The sequence below is a fragment of the Paracoccus gahaiensis genome (genome assembly GCF_005048225.1).
GTDB lineage: Bacteria > Pseudomonadota > Alphaproteobacteria > Rhodobacterales > Rhodobacteraceae > Paracoccus > Paracoccus gahaiensis.
Map to the genome: position 1 here is coordinate 1 of NZ_SUNI01000072.1, position 1195 is coordinate 1195.

At 65.2% G+C, this 1195-nt stretch carries 1 protein-coding gene; it reads left to right on the forward strand.

All coding sequences use genetic code 11. The annotated features are described in order from the left end of the window. Window position 1 precedes the first annotated feature (1 nt). On the forward strand, window positions 2-1177 hold the full coding sequence (gene tuf, locus FA743_RS20130) for an elongation factor Tu (RefSeq protein ID WP_136887823.1): 1176 nt from the start codon (window positions 2-4) through the stop codon (window positions 1175-1177). Window positions 1178-1195: the final 18 nt, after the last annotated feature.

Consider the following 1195-nt stretch of genomic DNA (forward strand, 5'->3'; position numbering starts at 1 on the left):
CATGGGCAAGGCAAAGTTTGAACGGAACAAACCGCACGTCAACATCGGCACGATCGGCCATGTCGACCACGGCAAGACGACACTGACCGCGGCGATCACCAAGTATTTCGGCGAATTCCGCGCCTATGACCAGATCGACGGCGCGCCCGAAGAGAAGGCCCGCGGGATCACGATCTCGACCGCCCACGTGGAATACGAATCCGAGGCGCGCCACTACGCGCATGTGGATTGCCCGGGCCACGCCGACTACGTCAAGAACATGATCACCGGTGCCGCCCAGATGGACGGCGCGATCCTGGTCGTGAACGCCGCCGACGGCCCGATGCCGCAGACGCGCGAGCACATCCTCTTGGGTCGCCAGGTCGGCATCCCCTTCATGGTCGTCTACCTGAACAAGGTCGACCAGGTGGATGACGAGGAACTGCTGGAACTGGTCGAGATGGAAGTCCGCGAACTGCTGACCTCCTACGACTATCCGGGCGACGACATCCCGATCATCAAGGGCTCGGCCCTGGCCGCGATGGAAGGCCGCGACAAGGAGATCGGCGAGGATTCCATCCGCGCCCTGATCGCCGCCGTCGACGAATACATCCCGACCCCCGAGCGCGCCATCGACCAGCCCTTCCTGCTGCCGATCGAGGACGTGTTCTCGATCTCGGGTCGTGGCACGGTCGTCACCGGCCGGATCGAGCGCGGCGCCGTCAACGTCGGCGACGAGCTGGAGATCGTGGGCATCCGCGACACCCGCAAGACCACCTGCACGGGCGTCGAGATGTTCCGCAAGCTCTTGGACCGTGGTGAGGCCGGCGACAACGTGGGCGTGCTGCTGCGCGGCATCGACCGCGAGGGCGTCGAGCGCGGCCAGGTGCTGTGCAAGCCCAAGTCGGTGAACCCGCACACCGTCTTCGAGGCCGAGGCCTACATCCTGACCAAGGAAGAGGGTGGCCGTCACACGCCGTTCTTCGCCAACTACCGCCCGCAGTTCTACTTCCGCACGACGGACGTGACCGGCACCGTCAAGCTGCCCGAGGGCACCGAGATGGTCATGCCCGGCGACAACCTGAAGTTCGAGGTCGAGCTGATCGCCCCGATCGCGATGGAAGAGAAGCTGCGCTTCGCCATCCGCGAAGGCGGCCGCACCGTCGGCGCCGGCGTGGTCTCCAAGATCATCAAGTGATCCGCGCCCGAAAGGGCA

Excerpts from the sequence above, each read along its gene's own strand:
- tuf (WP_136887823.1), top strand. The coding sequence starts at position 2 with ATGGGCAAGGCAAAGTTTGAACGGAACAAACCGCACGTCAACATCGGC.